Raw genomic sequence first — 26866 nt, 5'->3', positions numbered from 1 at the left:
GCACGGCGGAGGGGCGGGGGAGCGAGCGGGGCCTCAACTGCCCGCAGTCTCCGCCCACTCGGCGATCAGGGTGAGCAGCGGCGTCAGGCGCGCGGCCGACTCCGCGGCCGACCCGTCGCTGTTGTAGGAGGACGTGCCGAGGTCGTCGCGGACGGCCCGGCCGAGTACGGCGGGGCCGAGCCAGCTGTACTTCGCCGCGCCGCACGCCGCGACGGCGCCGCGCAGATCGGCGTCCGAACCCGACCAGCCGCCGTCGCGCAGCCCTTCGAGGTAGCCGTCGGTGGCGGTCTGCGCGACCTCGGGCAGCAGGCCGATGTCCATCAGCCCGTCGCTGAAGGAGTCCACGACCAGGTTCGCCAGGTCCTCACCGACCGCGCCCTCCCCGGTGAACGACCAGTCCAGCAGAGTCGATCGGCCGGCGTCGTCGATGAGGTTGGCCGGCCACAGGTCGAGGTGGCACAGGGTGCGCGGCGCCGACCGCGCCGCCGCGAGCACCCGCTCCCGCCCGGTCCACAACCGCCGTAGCCCCGCCCGCAGCCGATCCGGCCACACCCGCACGCTCGGGTGGTCCCAGTCGGCGTCCCGCACGTCCACGGACAGCGCCGGGCCCTCGGCCAGGTACTGCGCCAGGAATCCCCGCGACAGCCAGGCGGTCTCGGGGACCCGGCCGGCCCACCGGGCCTGGCCCGCGCCCAACTCACGGGCGAAGCGCGCGATCCGGGGCACCGACCACGCGAAACCCTCGCTGCCCTCGACGTTCGCGAGCCACACCTCGACGAGGCCGTCCGCACGGGCGTGGATCTTCAGCGGCTCCGGTGCCACGATGCCGGCGTCGCGGTAGGCCGTGGCGGCCAGGCCCGACTCGTAGGCCGACACCTCGCGCCGCCAGTAGTTCCAGTGCGCGGGGTCGCCGCTGGTGGGCCAGTACCTGCTCGTCTCGACGCCGGGCGGGCGGGCGACCTTGACCACCGCCGATCGTCGCGGACCGCGCACCCGCCAGATGCCGAAGACGGCGGCGTTCACCTTGTTGTGCCGCAGCGACTCCACGCTCACGGGGCCGTCGCCGAGGACGGAGGGCGGGGGCGAGGTGACCACGGTCCTGCCGTCACCGGCGTCCAGGACCGCTCCCGCGCCCTCCTCGCCCGATGCGGGATCGGTCCTGCGGTGGTCGGCGCTGTGCACGATGCCCCTCTTCCCAGGTGTGCGGAGGTCGTCAGGCGTGCTGCGGCCCTGCGCCCCGCGGTGGCCATCCTGCCAGGTGCGCGGCGCCGGATGTCGCTGATCGCGCCGCCGAACGCGGAGGGACAGCAGGGCAGTTGGGCGTCGGGAGCCGGAACGCGGCACGCGGCAGCGGGCGGTGACCCCGGCGAGCGGCCCGGCGGCGGTGACGTGCGGCCGGCGATGGTGGCGTGGCGCGCCGGGCGGCGCGGCCGGTGCCGCGGAGATGCACGCGGCGGACCTCAGGCGGCCGAGTAGCGCACGACGCCGCCGGCGACGGTGGTGCGGACCGCGCCGGGCCGGCCGTCGCCGTCGCGCTCGAACTGGACGAGGTCGGCGCGCGCACCGACCGCCAGGCGGCCCCGGTCGGCCAGGCCGAGCAGGTCCGCCGGGTGCCGGGTGGCCATGGCGACGGCATCGGCGGTCGGCAGGCCCGCGCCGACGCAGGCCCACCTGACGCACTGGGCCAACGAGGCGCCGCTGCCGGCGAGGTAGGGCGTTCCCCGCAGCGAGACCCGGCCGCTGTCCTCGACCGTGACGTTCCCGCCGACCGCGGTCCGGTAGTCGCCGGGCGGGCAGCCGGCGACCGTGACGGCGTCGCTGACCAGGACGCTGCGACCGGGCCCCTTCGCGCGCAGGAGCGCGGTGAGCACCGGAGCCGGCAGGTGGTGGCCGTCGGCGATGAAGGTCGCCCACAGTCCGGACGCCGCCAACTGCGGCCAGAGCACGTTGTCGTGGCGCTCGACGGTCGCCGGGAGCCCGTTCCCGAGATGGGTCGAGAGCCGGCCGCCGGCCCGGCAGAAGGACTCGACGTCCGCCGCGGAGGCGGCCGAGTGCCCGATGGACGCGGTCACCCCGCGCCGCGTCACGTACCGGGTGAACTCCTCGGCCCCCGCGCGTTCGGGAGCCAGGGTGACGATCCTGATCAGGCCGTCCGCGGCCCGCTGCCAGTCCGTGAACTCGGCGATGTCCGGGTCTCGCAGGACATCGGGGTCGTGGGCGCCCCGGTAGCCGTCGTGCGCGGAGAGGTAAGGACCCTCCAGGTGGATGCCGGGCACGCAGGCGGCGAAGTCGGCGTCGGCCGCACGTGCCTCGGTGACGCGGGAGGGCCACGCTGCGCGGCTTGGTCGCGGAGTTCGTCGACCTGCTGCCTGCCGCCGAGGCGGCCGGGTTGCAGGCCTGGATCGCCGCCCAGGTCCGGTTCCCCAGCGGCGTCGTGGACCGGATCGTGCCGGCCACGACCGAGGCCGACCGGGAGCGGGTGGCCGCGCTGCTGGGGGTGGAGGACGCCGGTGTCGTGGTCACCGAACCGTTCCGCCAATGGGTGATCGAGGACGACTTCGCCGGCCCGCGCCCGGCTTGGGAGGCGGTCGGCGCGCAACTGACCGCGGACGTCCACCCCTACGAGCAGGTCAAGCTCCGCATGCTCAACGGCGCCCACTCGGCGCTGGCCTATCTGGGTGCGCTGGCCGGCGACACGAGTGTCGCGGCGGCCGTGGCCGACGGCGGCTTCGCCGGCCTGGTCGAGCGGATGCTGGCCGAGGAGGTGATCCCGACCCTCGACGCGCCGGCCGGTATGGACCTGCGGGAGTACGCGGACGGGGTGCTGCGGCGCTTCGCCAACCCCGCGCTGCGGCACCGCACGGCGCAGGTGGCGATGGACGGTTCGCAGAAGCTCCCGCAGCGGCTGCTCGCCACGATCCGTGCCTGCCGGGCCGCCGGTGTCGAGCCGCGCCGCACCGCGTTCGCCGTGGCGGCCTGGATGCGCTGGGTGTGGACCGACCGCACCGACACCGGCGCCCCGCGCGACCTGGACGACCCGCTCGCCCCCGAGCTGCGCACCGCCGTCCAGGGCTGCACCTCGGCCGGCCAGGTCGTCGGCCGGCTCCTCGCGGTCACCGAGGTCTTCGGCCCGGACCTGATCGCCGATCCGGTGGTCGTGGCCCTGCTGACCGAGGCACTGACCCTGCTGACCGCGGACGGCGCCCGAGCCGCTGCCCGCGGCGTCAGTGCTCGGTGGTGACGTGCCGGGCGGCGGGGCTTCGGGTGTTGAGCCGGCACAGCGGGTCGCCGTGGGCGGACAGGTGGAGCCAGTGCGCGGTGAACCGCTGTCCGCCGCTGCCGTACGTCCCGTGCTCCGTGCGCTCCTCGATGCGGAGGTCCGGCCAGGCGCACAGGGCGTGGTGGCCGGACCTGGTGACCACGAGGCCGTGGTCGAAGATGTGCAGCCGTGTGTCGCGGTGGTGGAGCCGGCCTTCGGCCCGGATGCCGATGACGGGGATCGCCACCGCGCAGACGAGCAGCACGGCCGCGATCGTACGGGCCGTCGTGGGGTAGGGGCCGAGGAGCAAGCCGATACCCACCACCGTCAGGGGGACCGCCAGAGCCGTCGAGGCGCATCCGAGTCCACCGGCACGACTGCCGAGTTGCTCCGTCAGGACGTGGCCGCCCAGGCGGTGCTCTTCGGCCGCCCGCCGTGCGCGCGCCAGTGCCTCGCGGTCGGCCTCGTCCGCACGCGTTCCCCGAGTCATCGTCTCCCCTTCCCCCGGCACGCCGGCGCTGCCGTGCGTACGAGACCAGTGTCCCCCTCCACGGCCTGTCAGGGTTGATTCCTGGGCATGCGGACACGGCCCCGGGTGAGACGCGCGGGCTACGCTGGTACGCAGTGGTGTCGACTCGCCGGAGGGGGAGGGGCCATGAGGATGCCGAGGTGGTTGCGGCCTCGCGCGCAGCAGGCGGTACCGGATGACCCCGTGGTGCAGCAGCCGCGGTATCGGCCCGCGCAACACGTCGTGGTGCGCGTCGTGTTGGCGCTGGAGACACCCGCGTCGGCCGACGCGATCGCGGCGGCGATCGACGTCGAGCGGGGCCTGGCCGCGGACGCCCCGGCTGCCGGGAGGACATCCGCCGACGCCGTCCGCGAGGTGCTGCGACGGATGGCCTCGGACGGACGCGTCACCGCGATGCGCCCGTTCCAGTGGCACGACCATCGCGTCCGCGTGCCGGGGCGTTGGGACAACACCGACTGGTGGTGGCCGACACACAAGTGGGACGAGCTGCGCAATGCCCGCAGCCGGCGCCGGAGTTCGGGGCCGACGTTCGGGGCGCCGGCGAGCGACCGGCGTCGGCAGCCCCCGGAGAAGAGCGACGTGGCCAAGGCCGTCGACCGGGTCATCGCCGCGAACGACGCTCACTACCAGGCCCACAAGAGCGACTTCGGCTCCAGCGGTTACTGAGGGCTCCCCACCCGGGACGTATCGCCGAGGACCGCGAAGCGGAGATCGTCCCCCTGCGGTGTCAGGTGGCGCTGTCGGAGCTTTCCACGGGGTAGGGGACGTAGGTGCGGCGGTCGGGGTCGACCGCGAGCCGGCCGCCGGCCGGCGGCCTGGCGCGTTGGGCGCAGTCGCGGCGTTCGCAGATCCGGCAGCCGAGTCCGATGGGGGTCGCGGCACGCGGATCGTCCAGCGCGATGCCTTCGGCGTAGACCAGCCGGTGGGCGTGGCGTAGCTCGCATCCCAGGGCGACGGCGAATTCGGCGCGGGGCGCGTGGTGTCCCGCGCCGCCTCGGGAGACGGTGCGGGCGACCCAGAAGTAGCGTTTGCCGTCAGGCATTTCGGCGACCTGGGTGAGGATGCGGCCGGGGGAGGAGAACGCCGCGTAGACCGTCCACAGCGGGCAGGTGCCGCCGAAGCGGGAGAAGTGGAAGTCGGTGGCGGACTGGCGTTTGGAGACGTTCCCGGCCCGGTCGACGCGGAGGAAGGAGAACGGCACTCCGCGGGCGCGGTTTCCTGAGCGTTGCAGGGTGCTGAGCCGGTGGCAGACGGTCTCGAAGCCGACGCCGAAGCGTGCCTGGAGCAGTTCGATGTCGTACCGCACCTCCTCGGCGGCCGCGCGGAACGCCGTGTACGGCATCAGCAGCGCACCGGCGAAGTAGTTGGCCAGTCCGATCAGGGCCAGGTCCTCGGATTGAGGGGAGGTGAGGTCGGCGGAGTCGATGAGGGTGTCGAGCAGCGGGCGGTGTTCGAGCAGCGCGATCTGCGTGGCGAGTTGGAACGCCTGCCTGCCGTCGGTCAGCCACGGCGAGAGGATCAGCAGGCCGCGGGCCGCGTCGAAGTGCCGCACGTCCGCCGACCGCCGGCGGGTCGCCTGCACGACCGTGACGTGATGGCGCTCGGCCAGACGCCGGCGCAGGACGTCCGCCGCCGTACGCGCCGAGTCCAGCCCCCAGGATCGGGCGGCGCGTTCGGCCGCACTGTCGAGTTGCCCGAAGTGGTTGTGGTGCGCGTAGAAGAAGTCCCGGACCTCGTCGTGGGGTTCGGCCGGCGGCAGGGTGCTGATCCATGAGGCGGGGGCGTCGGCGGAGGCGAGGGCGGCGACCTGTTCCGCGGCGTCCCGGTAGCGGCGGTGCAGGGCCACCAGGGCGCGGGCCACCTCCGGATGGTCGCGCACGACCTCGGCGACCTCCTCGGCGGGGACGGACACATCGGTGGCCTCGTCGCCGAGCGCGGTCCGCAGGTCGGTGCCGAGCCGCTCCTCGGCGGCTTCGGAGAAGAACTCCGGCTCCACGCCCAGGACTTCGGCGATCCGCAGCAGCACAGGGGCGGTCAGGGGCCGCTGGCTGTGCTCGATCTGGTTGAGGTAGCTGGTCGAGATGCCCAGCGCGCGGGCCAGTTCGACCTGGTTCATGCCGCGCTCGGCACGCAGCCGCCGCAGCTTGGCGTGCGCGTAGATCTTCCGTCCGGCCGTTCGCGCCATGTGCCCTCCGCCCGCTTCTCCGCCGCGGCGGACGCGTGCCGGGTGCCGCTGCGCCGTCCCTGTCGTCCCCGTCGTCCCCGTCGTCCCCGTCGTCCCCGTCGTCCCCGTCGTCCTTGTGAAGATACCATCCGCACATTTCGCAGAATTCGCAGATCCGCAAGGTGCGGCTGTACGGATTCAGCAATGTGGAGCGCTCGCCCGGACCGCGGGCCGGGTGAATGCTCGGCGGTGGAGGCCGACGGGACCGCGCCGGACGAGCGAGTTCCCGGGCGTCGCCGGTCCCGTCCGACGAACACCGTGAGGAGTCCCGTGATCGACCATCAGGTACGTGTCCATCCCAGCGCCGACCGGTTGCCGCGCGAGGAGCAGCTCGCCTGGAAGCTGGCCTCCGTCGCGACCGGCACCCAGGAGACCGCCGACCTGGACCCGGCAGCCGCGGCCATGGCCGTCAACCGGGTGATCGACAACGCGTCGGTCGCGGTCGCGTCCCTGCGCCGCCGCCCGGTTGCGGTGGCCAGGTCCCAGGCGGCCGCGCACCCAGTGGCCGGAACGGGGGCGGCAGCGGGTGCGGCGGCCGGAACCGGGGTGGCGGCGCGTTCGGTGGCCGGAACGGGGGCGGCAGCGCGTTCGGCGGCGCCCGGCGCCTGCGTCTTCGGCACCGACCCGGGCCGGCGGGTGTCACCCGAGTGGGCGGCGTGGGCGAACAGCACCGCGGTGCGCGAGCTGGACTTCCACGACACCTACCTCGCCGCCGAGTACTCCCACCCCGGCGACAACATCCCGCCGCTGCTCGCGGTCGCCCAGCACACCGGACGCTCCGGCGCCGACCTGCTGCGCGGGATCATCGTCGCCTACGAGATCCACGTCGCCCTGGTGAAGGGCATCTGCCTGCACGCCCACCGCATCGACCACGTGGCGCACCTCAGCGCCGCCACCGCCTGCGGCCTCGGCGCGATGCTGCGGCTGCCGACCGGCGTCGTGTCCCAGGCGGTCGGGCAGGCGGTGCACACCACGACCGCGACCCGGCAGTCCCGCAAGGGCGAGATCTCCAGCTGGAAGGCGTTCGCGCCGGCCTTCGCCGGCAAGGCCGCGATCGAGGCGGTGGACCGGGCGATGCGCGGCGAGGGCGCCCCTTCCCCGATCTACGAGGGCGAGGACGGCTTCCTCGCCTGGATGCTCGACGGGCCCAAGGCGTCGTACACGGTGTCCCTGCCGGAGCCCGGCGAGGCGCGCCGGGCGATCCTCGACACCTACACCAAGGAGCACTCGGCCGAGTACCAGGCCCAGGCGGTCATCGACCTCGCCCGCCGGCTGCGGGAGCGGATCGGCTCGACGAGGGACGTGGCCCGCGTCGTGCTGCACACCAGCCACCACACCCACCAGGTGATCGGCTCCGGTTCCGGCGACCCGCAGAAGTACGACCCGCACGCCAGCCGCGAGACCCTCGACCACTCCGTGCCGTACATCTTCGCGGTCGCCCTGGAGGACGGCACCTGGCACCACGAGCGCTCGTACGCGCCCGAGCGCGCCCGGCGGCCGGAGACGGTCGAGCTGTGGCAGAAGGTCTCCACGGTGGAGGACCCGGCCTGGACCCGCCGCTACCACGACCCCGACCCGCAGCGCCGGGCGTTCGGCGGGCGGGTGGTGATCACGCTCACCGACGGCACGGTGATCGAGGACGAACTCGCCGTCGCCGACGCCCACCCCGCCGGCGCCCGCCCCTTCGACCGGGCCGGCTACACGGGCAAGTTCCGCGCCCTCACCGAGGGCGTGGCCACGCCGGGCGCGCAGGAGGCGTTCCTGGACGCCGCCGGCCGGCTCGCAGATCTGGACAGCGCCGGGCTGACCGGCCTGTTCCCGGCGGTCGACACGGACGCGGTCGCCGCCTACGACGCGCAGCTCCCGAAGGGCCTGTTCTGATGCTGCACACCCGCACCACACCCGCCCAGCGCCGCCGCGCGCTGCGGCAGCACCTCGCCTCCGGCCGGCTGCTGCGGATGCCGGGCGCGATCAACCCCTACTCGGCGAAGCTGATCGAGGAACACGGCTTCGAAGCGGTCTACCTCTCCGGCGCTGTGCTGGCCGCCGAACTGTGCCTGCCCGACATCGGCCTGACCGCCTCGACCGAAGTCGCCGCCCGCGCCCAGCAGGTCACCCGCGTCACCGACCTGCCGGTGCTGATCGACGCCGACACCGGATTCGGCGCGCCGGTCAACGCCGCCCGCACCATCCAGCTCTTCGAGGACGCGGGCCTGGCCGGAATGCACCTGGAGGACCAGATCAGCGTCAAGCGCTGCGGCCACCTCGACGGCAAGACACTGGTGACGCGCGAGGAGATGGTGCAGCGGGTACGGGCCGCCGCCGACGCCCGGCGGGACGGCGACTTCCTGCTGATGGCCCGTACCGACGCCCGTGGCGTCGAGGGCCTCCAGGCGGCGATCGACCGGGCGAAGGCGTACGTCGACGCCGGCGCCGACGCGATCTTCCCCGAAGCCCTCGCCGGCGAGGCGGAGTTCGCCGCGTTCCGCGAAGCCCTCGACGTGCCGCTGCTCGCCAACATGACCGAGTTCGGCAAGGGCCCGCTGCTGACCGCGGCCACTTTGGAGAACCTCGGCTACAACATCGCCCTCTACCCGGTCACCCTCTTCCGCCTCGCGAGCGGCGCCATCGAGGACGGCCTGCGCACGCTGGCCGCCGAGGGCACCCAGGAGTCCCTGCTGCCCCGCATGCAGACCCGCTCCCGGCTCTACGAAGTCCTCGGCTACGAGGACTACACGGCCTTCGACTCGGCCGTCTTCGACTTCACCCTCCCGCCCGGCACCTGAACCCCGCCCGGCCGCACCCTCGTTGGAGGCCCCATGCCCCGCACCGCACCGCCCGCGACACCGCCCGCGACACCGCCCGCGACCTCGTCCGCGGTCCCGGACATCCACCGCGGTCTCGCCGGTGTCGTCGTCGACACCACCGAGATCTCCACGGTCATCCAGGAGACGAACTCCCTGACCTACCGCGGCTATCCGGTCCAGGACCTTGCCGCGAACCGCTCCTTCGAAGAGGTCGCCCACCTGCTCTGGTACGGCGATCTGCCCGACAGCGCGCAACTGCGCGAGTTCCGGGCCCGCGAGCGTGCCCTGCGCCCGCTGGACCGCACCACCGCCGAACTCCTGCTCCGGCTGCCCGAGACCTGCCATCCCATGGACGTCCTGCGCACCGCCGTCAGCTTCTTCGGTGCCGAGGACCCCACCGAGGACGACGGCAGCCCGGCCGCCAACCGCGCCAAGTCCCTGGCCCTGCTGGCGAAACTGCCGACCGTGGTCGCCGCCGACCACCGCAGGCGCCGCGGCCTCGACCCGATCCAGCCCGACCCGGCTCTCGACTACGCCGAGAACTTCTTCCACATGTGCTTCGGCCGGGTACCGGAGCCGGAAGTGGTCCGATGCTTCGAGATCTCCCTCATCCTCTACGCCGAACACAGCTTCAACGCCTCGACGTTCACCGCCCGCGTCGTCACCTCCACGCTCTCCGACCTCTACAGCGCGGTCACCGCGGCCATCGGCGCCCTCAAGGGGCCGCTGCACGGCGGCGCCAACGAAGCGGTGATGCACATGCTCAACGAGATCGGCGACCCGCAGCGCGCGGGGGCCTGGCTCGACGACGCCCTGGCATCGAAGCGCAAGATCATGGGCTTCGGCCACCGCGTCTACAAGCGCGGCGACTCGCGCGTCCCGATCATGCAGGAGGCCACCGACCGCCTCGTCGCCCGCACCACCGACCCCGAAGCCGCGCGCCTGGCCGCCCTGCACGCCGCGCTGCGGCAGGCCATGGCCGACCGCAAGGGCATCCACCCCAACCTGGACTACCCGGCCGGACTCGCCTACCACCTCATGGACTTCGACATCCCGGCCTTCACCCCGATCTTCGTGATGAGCCGCATCACCGGCTGGACCGCCCACATCACCGAACAGCTCGCCCACAACGCCCTGATCCGCCCCCTCGCCTCCTACGACGGCCGCCCCCAGCGCCCCGTCCCGAGCGCCTCCTGACCCGGCACGACGACGGGGGCAGCCCCCGCCGGATCGGCACGCGAGTCGTCACTCAAGTCGTCAACTGAAACATAAGGAAGTTCATCCCCAGGGGTGCTTCCGTCGGTAACGTGGAGTACCCGGATTCCAGGGTCGGCGGAAGCAACTGGGGGTGTCGCTGTGACGGATGACCATGGGCAGCAGCCGGAGTCCGGTGCGCGGGACGAGACCGGTGCGCCGCCCCCACCTCCGCCGCCCTTTCCCTCCCAGCCGCCCGCCGCTGCTCCGCCGCCACCCCGGCCGCCCCACCCGCCGCAGCCGCCGTCGGCCACCACGCCGCCCTGGCCGTCGCTTCCGCCGCAGCCACCCGCGATACCTCCACCGCCGGCCCGACCGCCCACGGCGGGCGCGCCGACCGGGCCCCCGCGCGCGGTGGCCGGGTGGTTACGGCAGTCGCGCGCCCGGTCCCTCACGGCCACGGGCGTCGCGCTGGCCGTACTGGCGAGCCTGCTCTACGTGCTGTGGCCGAGCGGGTCCAACGGATCGGGCGGGTCCGGGGACGCCAAGCACGAGGCATCGGCTCCCCACGTGTCACCGGCCCGGCAGGGCGCGTCTGCGGCACGGGAGTTGAGCGCCCTGCCCGCGGTGAACCTGTCGATGGTCTACGCCCCGGCCGAGCACCGGTCCATGACCCGGGCGAACCTCACGGTCAACAGCACAGGACAGGCGTCGGGAACCCTCAGCGAACCGGTTGCCGGGAAATCCACCCTCGCGTGGTCCGGCGACCAGCTCTACCTGAAGGGCGACTCGGCGTTCTGGGCACAGCAGGAACCCCTGTTCGGCACGGACCTGACCAGCACCGGCCACTGGGTGGCACCGCAGAAGCGCTCCGGCTACTACATGCTCGACGGCTTCGGGGTGGACGCCGGCTCGCTGACGCCGGCCTCGCTCGCCGCGCTGGTCCGCCAGGTCACCTCCGACCCCGAGGCGGTGCGGGAGGACGGCGCGACGTTCGAGGGCCGCAACGCGGTCTCGTACACCTCCCAGGGCTGGACGGTCGTCCTCGCCAGTGCGGCCCCCTACTCCGTCCTCGCCATCGGCGGCGACCCCGGCGGCGACAGCCCCGTCAAGTCCGCCACCTGGCACTCCGCCCGGCGCACCGGGGACGCGGCGGTGCCGGCGGGCCCCCGTACGGACGCCGTGCCGGCCGACGACAGCGACTACAGCAGCTACCTCCTGCTGGAGCCGAAGCCGGCCACCACCGAGCAGGCCGGCTCGGTCCCCGCCACCACCGCCTCGGCCGTGGCGACCGCCGTCCCGCCCGCCACGTCGGCCGAGGCGACGTCCAAGACGATGGGGCCCGACTTCACGATCACCAGCAACTCGCCGTCCCTGTGCACGACCGACCCGTGCGCGTACTCCTTCACGGTCACCAACAGCGGTGACCAGGCGGGCGCGGCCACGCTCTACCTGACCCTTCCGCAGGTGCCCGACCAGCCCCACCCGCTGGGCACCTTGCAGCCCAAGCAGTCCAAGACGGTCAGCGGCTCCCGCCCCAACATCGCCCCGCCCGGCAAGACGGTGACCCACACCGACTACGCCTGGGTGTACTCGGCCGCCGAGTACGGCTCCGACCCGAAGGTCGGCAGCCGGCTGCACGCACGCAACCTCCAGCCGGACGACGTCTCGGTCGGCACGCCCCTGAAGCCCACCGTGGCGAAACTGCTGGACCAGATGACGAAGGACCGGCCGACGAGCGACACCGAGGCGGGCAGCAAGTCGATCGACGCGCTCGAAGGGGCCGACGACCAGGGCGAGTTGCCCGACCTGGGGGAGATCGTCGACTCCGGCCGGCTGGACAACCCGCAGGACCTGCGGACGATCCTCCCCACCACCGACAAGGTCGAGAACCAGCGCGTGCTGGAGCAGATCGCGGCTCTGCTCCTGGCCGACCCGCAGGCACACGTCACCTGGAGCGTGCCGTCCACGACCGCAGGAGCGGCACCCCCGGCGGACTACCTCTACACGACCACCGAGCAGGGCCGGCCGGCCAAACGCGCCGTGAAGACGGAAACGGTCCGCAGCCCGGCCGAACTCGGATCGCAGGCACGCATCGGCGCCGCGCAACTCAACGGCGAGCAGCCGGACTCCTCGGCCGGCGGGGGCCAGCGGGTACGGTCCGGATACGAACGGGTGCTGCGCCTCGACCTCGAACCGTTCGTGGGCCCGCTGCTGGACCTGGCCACCACACAGGACCTGGAGCATCTCCTGTCGACAGGACAGCAGTTCCAGCAGCTGCGGGACAGCCTCTGCGAGGCGAACGGCGGCGGCCCCCGCGTCGACCGCCTCGTCATCGTCAACGGCGCCGGCACCCACCAGTGGACCGACCCGAGCCAGGTCGGCGCCCGCTGCGGCTCCGGCGGGACCTCGCCGTCGCCCTCCCCGTCGACCAGCACCACGCCGGACAGCAAGCCGACCTGCCTGACGCAGCGTCCGCCGGCCGGCGTCGCCGAGTCCAGCGGGGCGGGCTGGATCTACTACGCCCCCACCGGATCGCACCAGCGGGCCACCGCGGCCACCGCGTGCCTGAAGAATCCGCTGGGCACGGGCACCGCCTCCAACTCCAACAGCCCCGGCATGACCACGGCCCGCAACCGCGCGAAGGCACTGCTCCCGGGAGTGCCGGGGGTCCTGGTCAACAGCTGCCACCTGATACCCAAGGAGTTCGGCGGCCGCGGCATCCAACGCAACCTCACGCCGTGCTGGGCCACGCCCGTGAACGTCGGTGAGATGACGGACATCCAGACGGCGGTCCGCGCCTTCCTCAACAAGCGGGGAACCGTGCGGATGACGGTGACCGCCCAGTACAAGGACACCGCGGCGGTGATCCCGTACGCGTTCACCTTCCAGATCACCGCCTGGGACTCCCGCGGGAATCCGTACCCGCTCGCGGTGCCCGGCGGCGGCACGGTCCAGAATGTGAAGGGCGGAAAGAACCTCAGTCCCTGACAGGTGGTGGTCCGGTGGTGCGGGACGACATCGCCGCGTTCGCGCGGATCACCGGGGCCGCGCCCGGGACGGCCGGGCCGGCGCTGCCCTGGGCCGACACCCGGGCCGCGTACGGCCTCGACCTGCCCGCCGACTACCGGGCGTTCGTCGACGCCTACGGGCCCGGGACGGTGGGCAGCCGGCTCACCCCCCTGATCCCGCTGCCCCCGTGCGGCACCGGGACCGGGATCGCCGCCCTGGGACCCGTGCTGGACGCGGCCGCCGAGATCGGCGCCCTGCTGCGCGGCCTACGGGAGAGGTACCCGGACGCGTTCCCGTACCCCTTCCACCCCGAGCCCGGCGGCCTGCTCGCCTGGGGCGGCGGCGTCGGCGGCGAGCAGTGCTTCTGGCTGACCCAGCCCGCGGACCCGGACACCTGGCCGGTCGTGGTCTGGGACAAGGCGGACTGGCACCGCTACGACATGGGCATGGTCGCCCTGCTGAACCGCGCCCTCAGCGGGCATGACGCGTTCCTCGACGAACTGGTCGGCCCCAGGCCCGGTCACCCCCTGTGGAACCCCGACCCCTGATCCGCCCCGGGTCCCCCCTCCGGGAACCGTTCGGCAACCGGTCAGCAGTTCCACTTCGATGAGCCGGGGCTGTAGTTGTCGGCGAGGTAGACAACCTTCCCCCGGGGAACGCAACTCCCGATGCGACTGCTGTAGTTGTGGTTCCGATACAGGGTGACACCCGCGCCCGAGGTGCCGTTGTTGAAGACGGCGTACGTGAACTTCCCGTCCTGCACCCAGGAGCAGTTGTCCCAGTCGGGGGCGTCGTCCTCCCACTTGCACGGATGGGTGTCACCACTGGATTGATAGGCGCAGAAGTACTTGCTGGGACAGGCGCCCGTGCTGATGCCGGACGGCGCGGCCGAAGCCGGAGCGACGGTCGCGGCGGTCACTGCCCCGACGGTGACAGCGGCAGCCGCGGCACACCGCGCCGCGCGTGATCGAATGCGCATTTCTTTCCTTCCGATCGACTCACCAGCCGATTCTGAGCGCCCCCACCTCAATCCTCATTCGCCGACAGCGCACACCTCTTGGCCCCCAGCGCAACGAGCGTGCGGCTACCGACCCCGAGCTCTGCCCATGCGGCTGCGGCGGATGAGCGGCGTGTGTGCGTTCGGACGCGGTTCGTGAGCCGGCTCGGAAATGCGTTGCCGACGGCGGCGGGTGGCAGCAGGGTGGCCTGGTGAGTACCGACGACGAAGTCCGCCAAGCGGCCCACGGCGTGGCCGACCTGTTCGCGCACGGGCGGCTGACCGCCATCCCGCGTCGCCCCGTCCGACGCGAGCAACTGCTCGACTACCTCACCGCCCGCCTGTTCACGGCCGGCCGTGACTACACCGAGCAAGAGGTGAACGAGGCCATCGCCACCGTGCACGACGACACCTCCGCGCTGCGCCGCTACCTGATCGAGGCGGGCTTCCTCGGGCGCACCAAAGACGGCGCGGTCTACCATCGCCTGCGCTGAGCAAACCCCGCCGGCAGCAGCCGGCCGCCGCAGCAGTAGCCGGAGGGCCCTCCTTGGTGGGACAGGCGGCGCTGCCGGAGCGCGGGAGACCTGCGGGAACCGGCCTGCCGGCTGCACGTGCCCCTCCCGGTTGTCGATCCGCAGTGGAAGGAGCCGGCGGAAATCCAGGGTGGCCGTGCTGGCACCAGTAGTGATTCCGTGTTGTGGGCGTTGGCGGGAGCGCTGGGGACGCGGTGTGACGGGCGCTCATTCCCCGGGAGCACTGCTGCCGGTAGGCGCGTCGTCTGAGGCGGCCGTGGTGGTTGGGCGCGGCATGCGCGTCTCGGATGCGATTCCCGTCATGAAGCGGCCCAGCAAAACCCACACCGCGGCGCAACTCTCGACGTACTCCATGGCGGAGATCCCCGAGATGTCGACCGAGTGGGCAGCGCGATTCCTGAGCGTGACGAGGTCGTGGATCAGATCGGCGACGTCGGTGTCCAATCCGCAGGCGACAAGGCTCTCAGTCCAACGGCGGGGAGTGATCGGGAAGACGCGGGAGCCGTGTTCCGGTGCGGGATGATGCCCACCCACAAGGCTTTGCGCTTCCACCAGTTGCAACTCCACAAGTCGCCAAGCCGCCAGAATCGCCGCCTCCGCAGCCGTCTCAGCCACGTCTCGCAGCGCCTCGAACGCGCCGAGGCTGGTGCTCTCGGAGGGAGCCACGGACGGGCTGTCAGGTCCGCTGCGCCGGCGGACGATCACGTCGTTGGCCGCGGCTTCGACGGCGGCGCTGTGGAGTTGATTGACGTCGGCGGCGAACTCCAAACCCCCTGCTGGGGTGCTGATCGTCTGTATCCGTTCCACGAGGCCGCCGAGGTGGTCGCGAAGCAAGAAGATCAGGACAAGGGCCACGGCGGGCCATGCCAGTGCCTTGAGGTACTCCAGCACGATCGCGGCAACCGTCACGCCCCCATGCTGTACAACCTCGGAGATCACTACACCCGTCGTGACGTACATCGATGTGACGGTGGGGCGGGCTCAGCTACCGTTCCGCCAGGGTGTGGCGACGGCACCTTCAGGAGGCCGTGGCCGTCAACGCCGCGCCGTCGGTTGTCTTTGACATTGGCCGGTGACGAGGGCTTCCTGGTGGGGGCGTTGCGGGTGTGGGCTCACCAAGCGTCGGCTGTCTTGCCGGAATGTATCGCTTCAGTGCGGTTTTGTAGTTCTGGTAGGAACTGGGTGATGGCGGTGGTGTCGGGGTGCCCTGAGGTGCGGTCCATGAGCTCGGTCCGGCTGATGATCGCGCCGTAGTGGGTTCCTTCGCAGGGGCATACCGCGATGTGTTCGGTGCCGTCGTCGTCGGTGACGATGTAGAGGCCGGGGTCTTCGCCGGGGTCGGCCCGTATGAGGCGCTGTACGTCGTCCGCGGTGATGTGCAGGGCCATGCGCGCACGGTAGGCGACCCTGGTTTCCCTTGTCGAGATGATCGGCGTGCTGGGGCACCTGCGTTTGCGTGCGCGCGTCCGTACGTGGGGAAGCTGTCGGTCCTGCCGTGAGCGTCGAACCGTACAACTCGTAGGGCCGCGGGCGGGTCGGCCGAGCGTACGGTGGACCGACCGACGCCGACCCGCCCGCCTCACCACCGCGACATACGCGTCATCGTCACACGTCCGTACGGACCCGAGAGCCACGGCCCGGCGCTGCCCGGCCGCAGGCCGTTGCCGAAGCGGCGTCAGCGGTACACGAGCAGGTGGTCGCACGTGGTCGTGCCGTCGTGGAGCGAGTCGTCGCTGCTGAGGACGTAGAAGGACCCGGCGAACCCGGCGGCGGTCATCTTCGGCACCACGATCAGTGTCTGCCTCGCCATGTCCAGCCCAGCCGGGTTCACCACGTACCGGTACAGCAGCGTGAAGAGGTTCTGCCCGAGGTCGGGCAGTTTGAGCACCCGGTACGTGCGGTCTCCGGAGCCCTCGGCCCCGGTGATGGCAGCTTGGTACTGCGGGGAACCCCAGTGTGAGGGTTGAGTGGCGATACGGGACATCTTTTCCAGGTCCTGCAGCCGCGCCTGCGTACTCGGCCGGATGCCGGCCATGTGGATGTGCAACTGCTGGAGTTGGCGGGAGAGCGCCGAATTGATCCCCAATCCGATATTCGGGTACTGCACCGGAACGCTCCCGCCGCTCCGGGCGTTCTGCCACGCGTCGTCCCAGTAGTTCGCCGCGCCGGAGGTCTCGAGAAACGGGCATTCGATACCGGTGATCCGGCACGTGGGGACCAGGAGATAGTTGTGCCGGGTTTCGGGAATGCCGTGCAGGATGATGTAATCCGCGCTCATCTTCAGGCAGTTGGGCTTGAGTTGCGGCGGGGGCGGAACGGTCCCGTGCACGCAGAACTGCACGTCGTTCCACAGCGGGTCCTTGTCGGTGGGCTTACCGCAGAGGGGCTGGAACTGGACCGGAGGGCAGGGGCTCGGACCTGCCCCGGGAGGGGAAGTGGGGCAGGAGTCGGCCGGCGACTCCGCGTGCGCCGGGTCGGCCGCCGAGGCGGCGCCCCCGAGCGGCCCCGCACCGGCCAGGAAAGCCGCCGCACCGACGGCCCCGGAGAGCGCGACGAATTGACGGCGCGGCACCTCGCGCGCGTTGCCGGAGTCGTTCATGCGCGATCTCCCTTGGTGGTGGCCGATGATTTCGGTCGTGGCGGTAAGCGAAACGGAACAGCCGGCCGGAACCTGCCCTGCACTGATTCGCTCACAGGATATGCGGCCGGGAGAAATCTGCCCATCGACTGAATGGGTGGGCTTCACGTGACGCGATCGAACTGTCGGCCCGTCAGGGCGGCCGACACGCTGGGCGGTTCGCCGAGAGAAACTCTTTCGGACCGAGTTCGGGAGCCGTGATCGACGTGGAAGCAGCGCCGTACGTTCTCGTGCTTCTTGGGATTGGAAGCCAGGTAGTCAGTGACGGTTTCTCAGCGACGATCGGGCGTGGAACGGCTCGACGTCGGAGACCCACAGCGGGGTGCCGTCCGGAGCGGCCAGGAACCGCACGTTGTCACCGAATGCCTCGTGCTTCTGGCTGGACCACAGGTCATTGCCGTGGTCGCGGACCCCAGCGAGGCGGTCTGACTCGATCAGGGTGCCGTCGAGGACCACGTGGGCCATGCCCTGGCGTCGGCAGCGCTCCAGGACTGCCGCGCGGAGTGCCGATTCGCCGCCGGTTCGCTGCCAGCAGGCGGGACAGGTACTCCACGACGTGGCGCGGAACGTCGAGCGTGGCACCATAGTTGACCAACGCGAAGCCTCTGGTGATTGCGGACATGATCTTGTGGTGAGACCTGCCCTACCAGGGGCTTCACGCCTGATCGCAACCGGACCCGCGGCAGCCGATCCGCGATGGGTCGCTCGATGCCATGCCACGGGCAACGCCCCGTCAACGCACGGGAAGGCCGCAGGCTGCGAGGACGAGGTGCAGCCGCTCCTCGGTGACGTGCGTCAAGGGCGGGACCAGGAGCGTCGCGATTCCGGCTTCGACGGCCGCGCCGTCATGGCTGGAGCGATCGCCGACCATCAGTGCCTCGTCGGGTCGCACCCCAAGCTGGTCAAGGGCTACTCGGAAGACAGCGGGGTCGGGTTTGCACACGCCTTGCTCGAAGGAGAGGACGAAACTGTCGACGTACTCCTCCAGGCCGGCCTTCATGAAGCCGGGGCGGATGTCGAAGTGGATGTCGCTGACAATCGCCACCTTCAGTCCGGCCGCCTTCAGCGCCGCGAGGGTCGGCTCGGCATCGACCGCAAAGGGGTTGTCGGTGGCGTCGGACAGCGCCGCGTACATCTGGTCGGCCAGGTCCGAGTCGATACCCGCGGCGTCCACCCACCGCAGGTAGCTCTCGCAGTGTGCCGCGGCTGAAAGGTCCGCTCCGGCCCAGCCTAGCTCGACCTCCGACAGCTGGCCCGCCACACTCAGGGCTTCGCTGATCCGCTGCACCTCCGACTCGGATACATCGCGCTGAAGGTGCCGCAATGACCGCTCGATCCACTGGGCGCCCCTGGGCCGTATCTGGCCCGGACCCCACTTCGGGACGATGAGAGTTCCGACCCAGTCGAGGAGGACGGCTTTGAAGCAGGGCATGGTCTCCCCCTGACCAGACGGTTTGCGATCGCTGGCAGGCTGCCACCCGCACCCCAACGAGTCAATCCCGGGACGTCTCCCGACGCGCTCATCCTCAACGGCCGGCGGACGTGATCTCCGTTGAGAAAACCTCAGTGAGCCCAGTGGCCCACGCCGCCGGCCGCAGAGCCTTTATCAGCGTCGCCTATCCAGGGTGAGAACGGCTTCGGCGACGACGACGGCCGAAGCCTGCTGCGGACGACGCTTCTTGGCCGGCGGGGGACCGGCCGGACAGCGAGGACGCGACGGTCGGACGGTCGAGTCCTTTCGGTACGCCGTGGTCGGCCACGGCCCCAACCGGGGGCGAGCCCGCCCGACGCGGGAGAACGTGAACTTCCACGAGCAGGTGAACGAACTCCACAACCTCGCTCACCCGCTCCGGACCTGCTCGGCGGAACGGCTGGGATCGGATAGGGCCCGCTCCGCGCGATCGACCCGAACGGCGTGTCAGCCAGTCTCCTGGCCGGTCTGAGACGATGGACGGGACCATGCGGATGACCGCAACAGAGGGGGAGATCGTGGTCGGTCTGGTGCTGCTCGGAGTTCTGGTGCTTGCCGTTGGCGGGTGCGTATGTGTGGTGTGGGCGGAGCGCGGTGGGCCCCGCTGGGTCCGCGGTGTGGCGACCGTGACGCTTGCTGCGGGCGATCTGGTGCGTCGTTCGGATTCGGAGAGGAAGCGGCGCCGGAGCCTGAAGGGGACCACTGGCGGCGGTGACTAGGAACGGGAAGCGCTCTGAACCGGGCGGAAGGCCGGGCAGCGGACGTGCAGAGCCCCGAGACCAGGACGCGGTCTACCCGCCCGGCCGCAGCCGCACGCTGTCGGCGACGAGCCCGCGAGGATCGGGTACCGCGGGCTGTTCCGTCGATCTGACGCGACGAAGCTCGTGGAAGAGAGATCGGCACGTGTCCGCCAACGGCTTCCCGTCCGCAGGTCGTTGGCGGTGATAGAGGGCGACGACAAGCGCGCGCTCGATGATGTCCGTCTCGTCCCAGGCAAGGAGGACGTCGCCCGGGAGTGGAACGACGGTCACATTTCCCGAATCCGCTGCCGCCACCACGCTGCCGCATGCCATGAACTCAGGGATGCGGCCCTTGGATCGGGCAGTGTGCGACGCAGGAACTCCGCATCGAGTCGGGCGACGATACCGCCCAGCCCTCCCCGCGCTGCGGGCGGGAGCCGACGGAGCGCTTCTTCGAGGGTGTCCCGAGCGTCCAACGGGTCGCAACAAGGGCAATCGTGCCAGGGCAGATACAGGTGCCGGCCGGGCCTGCGGAGAAAACTCTCGTACTGGTGCAGGGCGTCAGCAACAACACCGTGCCCCAGATAGCGGGCTTCGATCTGCTTGATGGCTGTCTGAGTCCGGCGGGGAATGCCCGGAATCTGACGGACGGGACGAATGCTGGTGCGGGCCGGCCACCGCTGAGCGCGGACGGCGCCGGGCGGCCTACGCGCCATCGGCCTCTCGGGTCAGCGTCATGGCACCCATCATGCCAGGGCTCACGGTGACAGTCAGCGGATGCCCGGCAGGGAATGACAGCACCAGCCCGGCTACCCGCAACCAGAAGACCCTGACCACCGGTCAACGGTCAGCTCCCAGCCACCTCGACAACGGACTGGTCGACGTCGCCACCCGCACCATCGCTGCCGTGGTGGTGCGGCCGTCCACCAAGTCGGTGGACGCCTGAAGGTTGTTCCGTATGGCCGCGCGGTCAGCTCTCACCAGCCCGGTCGGTGCGGTGATGGGCGAGGAGCCAGTCGTAGAGATCGGGGTCGTCGCAGGTCCGGGTCCAGGAGTCGTGCCCGACCCCCGGGTACCGGGTGAAGCGGACGTCCGAGCCGAGGGCCTCAAGCCCTGCCACGATCTCCTCGGTGAACCTGATCGGGACGGTCGTGTCCTCCTCGCCGTGAAAGGTCCAGACCGGTAGGTGACGAATGCGGTCGACGCCTTGGTCCCGCAGGCCTCCGCAGATCGGGACGATGGCGGCGAAGCGCTCGGGATGGCGGACGGCCAGGCTCCAGGTGCCGAAGCCGCCCATGCTCAGGCCGGTGACGTAGATGCGGGAGGGATCGATGCGGTAGTCGGCGGCGACGGTCGTCCAGGAGCCCGCCCAGCGTGTCCACCTCGGCGACCCATTGGCTGGATTCGGGAGCACTGCGGGGTGGCGATCACGAAGGGGAACCCGTGGCCGGCCTCCGCCAGTTTCGGGATGCCGTGGCTACGAGTCGGGGACACGCTGGACCGATCATGATGCGGGCACGACCTCGAATGAGACACGCCGGCTATGGCTGAAACAGCTTCCACTGCCCCTCGGAGACGACCTCGACGGTGCCGTCGACCACCTTGACGGCGCTCTCATCGTCGATCGCGTACGTCGGGGCGGGAATGTGTGCCGCCCACTTCTCGGCGTTGGCCAGGGAGGCGTCGGGATGGCGCGGGTTCTCCAGGTGCGGGATCATCGCGAAGTCGACGAGCCCCGCTCCACGGCCCGTGACGAGGAGCCGGTCGACGTCCCCGTCGGGCGTGGCGAAGACGACCTTCTCCGAACTCACCGGCCCTTCGTTCCCGCGGGGCGGCTCGTCGTAGGTCTCGACGAAAGTGGTGGTGGCGGCGATGCTCCCGGCACTCACCCCCACGTACACCGCCTCGGGGCGCAGCGACGGCAGCAGGTCGGTCAATCCGGAGCGGCGCATCCAGCCGGCCAGGAACAATGGGTCGCCGCCCCACACCAGCAGCGCGTCGGCGTCCCGCACCGTCGGTACCCAGGCGGCCTCCTCGATGCTCGGCAGCACCGACAGCTCCAGGACCCCCAGGGACTTCCAGCCCAGATCAGCCAGCAGCGACGAACCCTGGCCGCTGAGCGCTCGCCAGGCCATCCCGGGGCCACCGGGGAAGGGATAGACGGCGGTGGGGATGAACAGGGCGTTGGATTCGGCGATCGGTTTGCCCAGCAGATCCTCCAGCGCGCCGCGGATGCTGCGGTTCTGGATACCGGATGACGTGAGGAGAGCTTTCATGGCCTTGCCTTCCTGGGGTGCCCTGATGAGATGCCCGACGCGCCCACCAGGGGTGCCGGCCGGGTCTCGGACCCTAGTACTCGGCACTGACATTCAGCATCGGCCCGAGGGCGATCTGCGGCCGCACCGGTGGCATCGACGGCCGCTGCTGGAGCTGCGGCGTTGTGTCCGGTAGCGGGATCGGCGACGGATCGGATACCCGGTCCCGGAGCATCCGCTCGCTCCAATGTGGCGCAGCCGATCGGATGGCCAGGCCGTCTGTACGGAAGAGCGCCGGGTTGGGGACCATCACGGGACACGTGGCCGTGGTGCGGAGAGGGCGAGTTGGGGCCGCCGGCTTCATCCACGAGCTGCGGCGTCGGCCGTACGCGGGTTGGGGAGGCGCCCGGTGCCACAGTCGGGTGGTATTCACGCGTTCTGACGTCACCGCAGGGCTTGCCACGGCGCTGTGGGCGGGGTTCCGGGCGTGTCGTGCCCGGAACACCCGCGTCACGATCTACCTCGTGAGATCAGTGGGTTCGTCGATTCGTGTCAGCTTCTGCGGATTGGATGTCGCGTAGATCCGGGTGATGCGTCCCTTCTCGATCACGAGGCTGACCGCGGCCCGTCCGCTGTCGGATGCGATCTGGATCGCAGGGCTGCCGTTGAGCCACGTCGTCGTGGTCTCGGTCTTGGACCGGTCGGTGCCGGCGAGCATGGTCGCCACGAGCTCGGCCCCGTGGATGGGGGCCAGCGCGGCGGCCGTGAGTCCTCCGCCGTCGGCGATGAAGACCACATCCGGCGCCATGATCTCCAGAAGGTCCTGGACGCGCCCGGTGTGCAGAGCGGCGATGAACCGGTCCACCACGGCCTGGTGCTCCGACCGGCTCACGCTGACGCGTGGTTGCCGGGCGGCGACGTGGTTCCGGGCCCGGCGGGCGATCTGCCGAACGGCGGCGGCAGTCTTGCCCACGGCCTCGGCGACCTCGTCGTACGGCATGTCGAAGACCTCGCGGAGGACGAACACCGCGCGTTCCACCGGTCCGAGCGTCTCCAGGACGGTCAGCATCGCGATGGAGACCGTCTCCGCGAGTTCGACGTCGTCGGCGACATCGGGATGGGTCAGCAAGGGTTCGGGCAGCCACTCGCCGACATAGTCCTCGCGGCGACGGGAGAGCGTGCGTATGCGGTTGAGCGCCTGCCGGGTGACGGCCCGGACGAGGTACGCCCGCGGATCGTGGACCTGCGACCGGTCGACGTCGGCCCACCGCAGCCAGGTCTCCTGCAGCACGTCCTCCGCATCGGCCGCGGAGCCGAGCATCTCGTAGGCGACGGTGAACAGCAGGCTGCGGTGGGCGACGAACGGGTCCTCGGTCATTGCGAGGACCCTACGCGGGACGTCGTCGCCGGGCGGTTGGCCAGCGGGATCTCGCAGGCGTCGGAGAATCCCTGGGAGGTGACCCCGTTCGCCACGTTGGCCCTGGTCGCCAGGTTGACGTAGGCGATGAACGCGGTGAGCTCCACCATCGCCGACGCCCCGAGCCGCTCGAGAAGGCCGGCGTACTGCTCGTCGGTGACCGTCGGCGGTGTGTTCGTCATCGCCTCGGAGTACCCCATGACGTCGCGCTCCAGCGGCGTGAACACGTCCGCTTCATGCCAGCGCGGCACCTGGCTCGCCTTGGCCAGGTCCAGGTTCTCGTTCCGCGCCTGGAAATAGCCGACGTCCAGGCACCAACTGCAACCGACCTGCGACGCGACGGCCATGTGCGCGAACGACTTCAGGCCCGGGTCGACCGCGTCCCACGCCCCCACCTTGGCGCCGAACTCCAGATTGTCCTGGGCCATCCGAGGGCTGTGCCACAGCACTTCGACGTTCTCGGGCACGGCGCCCAGTTGCTTGATCATGCTCTCCTCGAGCTCGGCGGGGAGCTCGGCCTTCGGCAGTCGCAGTGTCATGGTGTCTCTCCTTGCATGCGTCCCTGTGGGGCTGTTCGGCATGAAGACACCGCCCGGTCCGCGCATGTGACAACCACCGCCGCCCCGATGCGCGCCCACGGCCTGTTCGAAACTGCTGCTGTTCCTCGCGGATCTCCACGGGCCCCCGGGCCGGCCCCGATTTCGTCAGCTGCACGTACGCGAGGCCCTCGGCAACTGCACGACGTAGCTCCTGGTGCGGCCGGTCATGCTCCGGAGAGCCCGGGAGAGCCGGTGACCTGCCACGCCCCTGATTGCCGTCCCGCAAATCGACATCGAGGCAGAGCCCCGTCCGTCTGGGAAGAGGGGAGGGCGGTCCGGTACGTGTCGTCGCCGACGTACGGGGGACGGGGGCCGGGCACCTGGACGGGCTACGGACGGCGGCGGGGTTTACCGCGCCTGGCGCCGCCCGTACTGCCGCTCTTGCCGGTGGGCTTCGCTCCGGAACCGGACCCGGACCCGGAACCGGAACCCGACCCGCCGCGCGCGGGCTTGCGGCGCCCTTCCGCCGCCTTGTCGGGGCGCTTGCCCTTGCCCTTGTCCGTGCCCTTGTCCGTGCCCTGCGTGCCCTGCCTGCCCTGTGCGTTCCGGGCCGGAAGCGGGCGACCGCGGGTGCTGTTGACGGTGCGCCCCCGCACGATGCCGATGAGGTGTTCCACCAGGTCGGTGGTCTCCTCCTGCGGCCAGGACAGGGCGACTCGGGACTCGGGGGCGTCCAGGACCGGCCGGTAGGTGAGGTCCCTGCGGTGGTGCAACCGGGCCAGGGACTGGGGGACGACCAGCAGGCCCACGCCTGCCGCGACCAGTTCCACGGCGTCCACGGTGGTGGCGGGGCGCTCCTTCGCGGGCTGTCCCGGCAGGGTCTCCCAGGCAAGGGTGGAGTCCAGAGGGTTCAGTACGACCTCGTCGGCGAGGTCGTCCAAGGTCACCTCGTCGACCGCCGCCACGAGGTGGTCCTTGGGGACGACGACCACCGTTGTCTCCGTGTAGAGGGGGATCGCGCTGAGGTCCGGCCCGTCGACCGGCAGCCGTACGAATCCGGCGTCCGCGCCGGACTCGCCGCCGTCCCGCAGCACGCCGAACGCCTCCGCGGCGCTCACCGGCACCAAGGTGAGCGGGATCTCCGGCAGGCGCTCGTTCCAGATCCGCGTCCACTTGGTCGGCGTCACGCCCGGAACGTAGGCGAGCCGGAACGAAAACGAAGGAGGGGGCACTTCCGAACCTGTCACCACAGAAGGTTATCCGTTGGTGGTCGGAGGCGGCACGCGCGCTCGTTACCCTTGACGGCATGACGTCGCAGCAGACCACCCAGACCATGAAGCCCGCGACAGCGGCGAAGAAACTGGGTGTGTACCTCCAGGCCACACCCCCCGAGTTCCAGGAGGGTGTCGTCTCCCGCACCGAGCTGAGCGCACTCCAGGCCGAGCCCCCCGAGTGGCTGGTGGAACTACGGCGCAACGGACCGCACCCTCGGCCGGTGGTCGCGTCGAAGCTCGGCGTGTCCATCACGGGCCTCGCGCGTGGCGGCGTCACCGAGGCACTCACCACCGAGGAGATCGAGGCGCTGAAGCAGGACCAGCCGGAGTGGCTGGTCCAGGAGCGCGCCGTGCAGGCCGAGTTCCGCAAGGAAGCGGTGCGGATCAAGGAGAAGAACGCGGAGCGCGCCGCCCGTACCCGCTGAACCGGCACCGCCCTCGCCACCCCAGCCGGCCAGTTCCGGCACCCACCTGTTGTCCGCGCGGGCGCTGGTCGTAGCGCTCGTCCGGCAGCGGGTCCGCCCCTGCGTCTGACGGGGAACGGCGGCGACGTCGTCCTCGACTCCCGCGGCGCCGGCCGGGTGGGGATGGCGCAGGACCGCGACCGGCGCGCCGCCCGCCGCCAGGTGACCGGCCGGGCACGGGCCCCCACCCGGGTGCGGGCCCGCACCCGGGCCCACGCGAGCTGTCGCCGGCCGTGACCCGTACCGCGGGCACCGGGCTCGGGCCGCCCGCACGGCATCTAGTTCGGCCTCCGGCGCCTCGTGGCGGCCCGCCAGCGCTCGCCTCACACGGTGAGGCCACGCTCTGCCGGTCGATGCCGTGCTGACGCCCGGGCCCCAGGTGCGCCGGCCCCGCTGCGACGCGAGTTCCGTCGCCGTCCTGGACCTGCCCTGCGCACAGGGTCTCGGCGGATGTTTCGAGGGCCCCGACGCCCGGCTGCGGAGCGCCATCGCGCTCTCAGCGGCTCGCGGCTCAGCCGCTCGAGCCGCGTATCACGAGTTCCGGCGTCAACACGACGTCGCCCCCGCCGCCTTCGAGGAGCGTGAGGGATGCCTCGACCATGCCTTCGGCGACGGAGCCGAGCGTGGTCAACCCCGGTGCGGCCGTCGCGGAGACGAAGGTTCCGTCGAAGGTCGCGATCGCGTAGTCGTCAGGCACGCGCTTGCCCGCGTGCTGGAGCGCTGTGAGCAGTCCGAGCGCGACCACGTCGGCCGTGCAGATGATCGCGTCGGGCTCATGGGGGTCCGCGAGCAGACGCTTGGCCGCCTCGATGCCGCTCGCGACCGTGAAACTCGGCATCTCCAGCACCCGGTCTCCCGGTCCCGCCAGTGCGCGGAACGCCGAGGTGCGCTCGATGCTGGAGGACGAGTCCTCCTGGGCGTCGACCATCAGAATGCGGTGGCGCCCACGCGAGCGCAGATGGTCGACGAGTATGCGCACCCCCGCGGTGTTGTCGAGCCGCACCGACGGCGCCTCGACGCCGCGCGCACGGCGGTCGACCTGCACGACCCGGCCGGAGCGGGAGAGTTCGGCTATCGCCGCGCCGCTGCGCTCGTAGGCCGCGGGCACGATGAGCACCGCGTCGACGAGCACGCGGTCCATGCCGGCGAGCTGGCGCTGTTCGATCTCCGGGCTCTCGTCGGTGTCGATGGTCACCAGACGCTTGCCCAGGTGGCCGAGACGGCGTGAGTAGGCCGAGACCAGCTCGGCGAAGTACGCGTTCGCGACGGCCGGCACCACCAGGGCGATGGCATCCATGGACTGGACCCGCAGCGCCCGGGCCGCCGCGTTGACCTTGTAGCCCAGCACCTCGCACGCGACGCGCACGCGTTCGGCGAGCTCCGGGTCGACGTTGCGCTGTACGCCCGAGAGCACCCGGCTCGCGGTCGTGACCGACACCTCAGCGCGGGCAGCCACGTCCTTCAAGCTCACCCGTGCGCCCATTCCTGATCCCTCCGGTTCCGGCTGGTCGAT

Annotated in this window: 27 protein-coding genes; 11 read left to right on the top strand and 16 right to left on the bottom strand. The window is 71.3% G+C overall.

The genetic code is table 11. The features are described 5' to 3' along the window. Window positions 1-33: 33 nt before the first annotated feature. Together ACIPAE_RS06950 and ACIPAE_RS06945 are read right to left on the bottom strand one after the other, a co-directional pair. Window positions 34-1182, bottom strand: a complete 1149-nt coding sequence (locus tag ACIPAE_RS06950; protein WP_402443399.1) for an aminoglycoside phosphotransferase — start codon at window positions 1180-1182, stop codon at window positions 34-36. Window positions 1183-1460: 278 nt separating this feature from the next. Further along, the gene (locus ACIPAE_RS06945) at window positions 1461-2276 is read right to left on the bottom strand and encodes an N-acetylglucosamine-6-phosphate deacetylase (RefSeq protein ID WP_402443397.1); all 816 of its coding nucleotides are present in this window, start codon (window positions 2274-2276) and stop codon (window positions 1461-1463) included. A 65-nt stretch (window positions 2277-2341) separates the two neighbouring features. Here ACIPAE_RS06945 and ACIPAE_RS06940 point away from each other — a divergent pair, with 65 nt between their 5' ends. Further along, on the top strand, window positions 2342-3241 hold the full coding sequence (locus ACIPAE_RS06940) for a hypothetical protein (RefSeq protein WP_402443396.1): 900 nt from the start codon (window positions 2342-2344) through the stop codon (window positions 3239-3241). On the opposite strand, the gene ACIPAE_RS06935 is transcribed toward ACIPAE_RS06940, so the two are convergent. Next, window positions 3225-3749: a hypothetical protein gene (locus tag ACIPAE_RS06935; RefSeq protein ID WP_402443394.1), complete on the bottom strand. Its 525-nt coding sequence runs from the start codon at window positions 3747-3749 to the stop codon at window positions 3225-3227. The genes ACIPAE_RS06940 and ACIPAE_RS06935 overlap by 17 nt on opposite strands. Before the next feature lie 264 nt (window positions 3750-4013). Between ACIPAE_RS06935 and ACIPAE_RS06930 the strand changes: the two genes are divergently transcribed. Continuing rightward, window positions 4014-4454 (top strand): hypothetical protein, encoded by a 441-nt coding sequence (locus ACIPAE_RS06930; RefSeq protein WP_402443392.1) that lies wholly within the window; start codon window positions 4014-4016, stop codon window positions 4452-4454. Between the two features lie 61 nt (window positions 4455-4515). On the opposite strand, the gene ACIPAE_RS06925 is transcribed toward ACIPAE_RS06930, so the two are convergent. Next, window positions 4516-5973 carry a short-chain fatty acyl-CoA regulator family protein gene (locus tag ACIPAE_RS06925; protein ID WP_329373518.1) on the bottom strand — a complete coding sequence of 486 codons (1458 nt, stop codon included), beginning with the start codon at window positions 5971-5973 and terminating at the stop codon, window positions 4516-4518. 309 nt (window positions 5974-6282) lie between these two features. Between ACIPAE_RS06925 and ACIPAE_RS06920 the strand changes: the two genes are divergently transcribed. The 5 genes from ACIPAE_RS06920 (at window position 6283) to ACIPAE_RS06900 (ending at window position 13573) form a co-directional block, all read left to right on the top strand. After that, complete coding sequence (locus ACIPAE_RS06920; protein ID WP_402443390.1) at window positions 6283-7893, top strand: MmgE/PrpD family protein; 1611 nt, start codon at window positions 6283-6285, stop codon at window positions 7891-7893. Further along, complete coding sequence (gene prpB / locus ACIPAE_RS06915; protein ID WP_402443388.1) at window positions 7893-8798, top strand: methylisocitrate lyase; 906 nt, start codon at window positions 7893-7895, stop codon at window positions 8796-8798. Before ACIPAE_RS06920 ends, prpB begins: the two co-directional genes overlap by 1 nt. A 33-nt stretch (window positions 8799-8831) precedes the next feature. Beyond that, complete coding sequence (locus tag ACIPAE_RS06910) at window positions 8832-10016, top strand: bifunctional 2-methylcitrate synthase/citrate synthase (RefSeq protein ID WP_402443386.1); 1185 nt, start codon at window positions 8832-8834, stop codon at window positions 10014-10016. A gap of 411 nt (window positions 10017-10427) precedes the next feature. Further along, window positions 10428-13004 (top strand): DNA/RNA non-specific endonuclease, encoded by a 2577-nt coding sequence (locus tag ACIPAE_RS06905; protein WP_402443384.1) that lies wholly within the window; start codon window positions 10428-10430, stop codon window positions 13002-13004. A 14-nt stretch (window positions 13005-13018) separates the two neighbouring features. After that, window positions 13019-13573, top strand: a complete 555-nt coding sequence (locus ACIPAE_RS06900; RefSeq protein ID WP_402443382.1) for a hypothetical protein — start codon at window positions 13019-13021, stop codon at window positions 13571-13573. 41 nt (window positions 13574-13614) lie between these two features. Here ACIPAE_RS06900 and ACIPAE_RS06895 read toward each other — a convergent pair whose 3' ends face one another. Further along, window positions 13615-13944, bottom strand: coding sequence for a peptidase inhibitor family I36 protein (locus tag ACIPAE_RS06895; RefSeq protein WP_402443381.1), 330 nt, complete (start codon window positions 13942-13944; stop codon window positions 13615-13617). 290 nt (window positions 13945-14234) lie between these two features. Here ACIPAE_RS06895 and ACIPAE_RS06890 point away from each other — a divergent pair, with 290 nt between their 5' ends. Beyond that, entirely contained in the window at window positions 14235-14516 is a 282-nt protein-coding gene (locus ACIPAE_RS06890; RefSeq protein ID WP_329373530.1) for a DUF2087 domain-containing protein, read from the top strand. Window positions 14517-14762: 246 nt separating this feature from the next. Here ACIPAE_RS06890 and ACIPAE_RS06885 read toward each other — a convergent pair whose 3' ends face one another. From ACIPAE_RS06885 to ACIPAE_RS06865, 5 genes are all read right to left on the bottom strand, one after another. Further along, the gene (locus tag ACIPAE_RS06885) at window positions 14763-15515 is read right to left on the bottom strand and encodes a hypothetical protein (protein WP_402443379.1); all 753 of its coding nucleotides are present in this window, start codon (window positions 15513-15515) and stop codon (window positions 14763-14765) included. Window positions 15516-15667: 152 nt separating this feature from the next. After that, on the bottom strand, window positions 15668-15943 hold the full coding sequence (locus tag ACIPAE_RS06880; RefSeq protein WP_329373531.1) for a hypothetical protein: 276 nt from the start codon (window positions 15941-15943) through the stop codon (window positions 15668-15670). A 287-nt stretch (window positions 15944-16230) separates the two neighbouring features. After that, window positions 16231-17154, bottom strand: a complete 924-nt coding sequence (locus ACIPAE_RS06875; RefSeq protein WP_402443377.1) for a CDP-diacylglycerol diphosphatase — start codon at window positions 17152-17154, stop codon at window positions 16231-16233. A 297-nt stretch (window positions 17155-17451) separates the two neighbouring features. Beyond that, window positions 17452-17658, bottom strand: coding sequence for a hypothetical protein (locus tag ACIPAE_RS06870; protein ID WP_402443375.1), 207 nt, complete (start codon window positions 17656-17658; stop codon window positions 17452-17454). Window positions 17659-17926: 268 nt separating this feature from the next. Beyond that, window positions 17927-18625 (bottom strand): HAD family hydrolase, encoded by a 699-nt coding sequence (locus ACIPAE_RS06865; RefSeq protein ID WP_402443373.1) that lies wholly within the window; start codon window positions 18623-18625, stop codon window positions 17927-17929. A gap of 557 nt (window positions 18626-19182) precedes the next feature. Here ACIPAE_RS06865 and ACIPAE_RS06860 point away from each other — a divergent pair. Together ACIPAE_RS06860 and ACIPAE_RS06855 are read left to right on the top strand one after the other, a co-directional pair. Beyond that, window positions 19183-19383 (top strand): hypothetical protein, encoded by a 201-nt coding sequence (locus ACIPAE_RS06860; protein WP_402443937.1) that lies wholly within the window; start codon window positions 19183-19185, stop codon window positions 19381-19383. Window positions 19384-20167: 784 nt separating this feature from the next. Then, window positions 20168-20350: a hypothetical protein gene (locus ACIPAE_RS06855; protein ID WP_329373537.1), complete on the top strand. Its 183-nt coding sequence runs from the start codon at window positions 20168-20170 to the stop codon at window positions 20348-20350. 24 nt (window positions 20351-20374) lie between these two features. Here the strand turns inward: ACIPAE_RS06855 and ACIPAE_RS06850 are convergent, their stop codons facing one another. The 5 genes from ACIPAE_RS06850 to ACIPAE_RS06830 form a co-directional block, all read right to left on the bottom strand. After that, window positions 20375-20818, bottom strand: a complete 444-nt coding sequence (locus ACIPAE_RS06850) for a prolyl oligopeptidase family serine peptidase (protein ID WP_402443371.1) — start codon at window positions 20816-20818, stop codon at window positions 20375-20377. 127 nt (window positions 20819-20945) lie between these two features. Beyond that, entirely contained in the window at window positions 20946-21680 is a 735-nt protein-coding gene (locus ACIPAE_RS06845) for a Type 1 glutamine amidotransferase-like domain-containing protein (protein ID WP_402443369.1), read from the bottom strand. 496 nt (window positions 21681-22176) lie between these two features. After that, window positions 22177-23037 (bottom strand): RNA polymerase sigma-70 factor, encoded by an 861-nt coding sequence (locus tag ACIPAE_RS06840; protein WP_402443367.1) that lies wholly within the window; start codon window positions 23035-23037, stop codon window positions 22177-22179. After that, entirely contained in the window at window positions 23034-23615 is a 582-nt protein-coding gene (locus tag ACIPAE_RS06835) for a carboxymuconolactone decarboxylase family protein (protein ID WP_402443365.1), read from the bottom strand. The genes ACIPAE_RS06840 and ACIPAE_RS06835 overlap by 4 nt, the downstream gene beginning before the upstream one ends. A gap of 389 nt (window positions 23616-24004) precedes the next feature. Further along, window positions 24005-24862 carry a LysR family substrate-binding domain-containing protein gene (locus tag ACIPAE_RS06830; protein ID WP_402443363.1) on the bottom strand — a complete coding sequence of 286 codons (858 nt, stop codon included), beginning with the start codon at window positions 24860-24862 and terminating at the stop codon, window positions 24005-24007. A 59-nt stretch (window positions 24863-24921) separates the two neighbouring features. On the opposite strand from ACIPAE_RS06830, the gene ACIPAE_RS06825 reads away from it, so the two are divergent. Continuing rightward, window positions 24922-25314, top strand: coding sequence for a DUF5997 family protein (locus ACIPAE_RS06825; RefSeq protein ID WP_329373551.1), 393 nt, complete (start codon window positions 24922-24924; stop codon window positions 25312-25314). A gap of 550 nt (window positions 25315-25864) precedes the next feature. On the opposite strand, the gene ACIPAE_RS06820 is transcribed toward ACIPAE_RS06825, so the two are convergent. Then, window positions 25865-26836, bottom strand: a complete 972-nt coding sequence (locus ACIPAE_RS06820) for a LacI family DNA-binding transcriptional regulator (RefSeq protein WP_328459384.1) — start codon at window positions 26834-26836, stop codon at window positions 25865-25867. Window positions 26837-26866: the final 30 nt, after the last annotated feature.

Origin of the sequence: Streptomyces sp. NPDC087270 (assembly GCF_044744625.1) — a bacterium.
Taxonomy (GTDB): Bacteria; Actinomycetota; Actinomycetes; order Streptomycetales; family Streptomycetaceae; genus Actinacidiphila.
Note: the sequence above shows the minus strand (reverse complement) of the source record. Positions and strands in the feature narration are given on the sequence as shown.

Coding starts and splice junctions, on each gene's coding strand:
- ACIPAE_RS06935 (WP_402443394.1), bottom strand. CDS start 3,749: ATGACTCGGGGAACGCGTGCGGACGAGGCCGACCGCGAGGCACTGGCG.
- ACIPAE_RS06925 (WP_329373518.1), bottom strand. CDS start 5,973: ATGGCGCGAACGGCCGGACGGAAGATCTACGCGCACGCCAAGCTGCGG.
- prpB (WP_402443388.1), top strand. CDS start 7,893: ATGCTGCACACCCGCACCACACCCGCCCAGCGCCGCCGCGCGCTGCGG.
- ACIPAE_RS06910 (WP_402443386.1), top strand. CDS start 8,832: ATGCCCCGCACCGCACCGCCCGCGACACCGCCCGCGACACCGCCCGCG.
- ACIPAE_RS06885 (WP_402443379.1), bottom strand. CDS start 15,515: ATGTACGTCACGACGGGTGTAGTGATCTCCGAGGTTGTACAGCATGGG.
- ACIPAE_RS06880 (WP_329373531.1), bottom strand. CDS start 15,943: ATGGCCCTGCACATCACCGCGGACGACGTACAGCGCCTCATACGGGCC.
- ACIPAE_RS06875 (WP_402443377.1), bottom strand. CDS start 17,154: ATGAACGACTCCGGCAACGCGCGCGAGGTGCCGCGCCGTCAATTCGTC.
- ACIPAE_RS06870 (WP_402443375.1), bottom strand. CDS start 17,658: ATGGCCCACGTGGTCCTCGACGGCACCCTGATCGAGTCAGACCGCCTC.
- ACIPAE_RS06865 (WP_402443373.1), bottom strand. CDS start 18,625: ATGCCCTGCTTCAAAGCCGTCCTCCTCGACTGGGTCGGAACTCTCATC.
- ACIPAE_RS06845 (WP_402443369.1), bottom strand. CDS start 21,680: ATGAAAGCTCTCCTCACGTCATCCGGTATCCAGAACCGCAGCATCCGC.
- ACIPAE_RS06840 (WP_402443367.1), bottom strand. CDS start 23,037: ATGACCGAGGACCCGTTCGTCGCCCACCGCAGCCTGCTGTTCACCGTC.
- ACIPAE_RS06835 (WP_402443365.1), bottom strand. CDS start 23,615: ATGACACTGCGACTGCCGAAGGCCGAGCTCCCCGCCGAGCTCGAGGAG.
- ACIPAE_RS06825 (WP_329373551.1), top strand. CDS start 24,922: ATGACGTCGCAGCAGACCACCCAGACCATGAAGCCCGCGACAGCGGCG.
- ACIPAE_RS06820 (WP_328459384.1), bottom strand. CDS start 26,836: ATGGGCGCACGGGTGAGCTTGAAGGACGTGGCTGCCCGCGCTGAGGTG.